Genomic DNA, 501 nt, shown 5'->3' with positions numbered 1-501 from the left:
AGTTTTCAAGGTCATCACGAGTCAGTTCTGTGATGGTGTCGTCTTGAGTATGGTCGTGATCGCCAATTGGGTTACCTGAAGCAACTTTGTGGTAAATCGAGTAGAAACCAACTGCTACGCTGATGACAACAGCGATTACTGTCAACGCATCTAGGAATGCTGACAAAAACGCGGCTGCGAAACAGAATGCAAGCGAAAGCAGAGTTTTTGAACGAATACCAAGCAGGATTTTGGTGAAGATGAACAGCAGAAGCTGTTTCATGAAGTAGATACCCGCGACCATGAATACTAAAAGTAGTAATACTTCTATATTCGCAACCAACTCATGCTTTACTTGCGCTGGGCTGGTCATGCCAATAGCAATAGCTTCAATTGCAAGTAAACCACCAGGTTGTAATGGGTAGCATTTTAAAGCCATTGCAAGCGTGAAAATAAATTCTGCGACGAGCAACCACCCAGCAACAAATGGATTTATTAGGAAGAAAACAATCGGGTTAATAA

Annotated in this window: 1 pseudogene; it reads right to left on the bottom strand. The window is 42.5% G+C overall.

Annotation, left to right across the window (positions count from 1 at the left end):
* A pseudogene (locus R7Q09_RS28760) lies at positions 1 to 501 on the bottom strand (sodium/proton antiporter); the annotation flags it as partial.

Source organism: Vibrio sp. 2130-1, assembly GCF_033339515.1.
The sequence above is the reverse complement of the archived record's forward strand: the minus strand, read 5'-3'. Positions and strand labels throughout refer to the sequence as shown.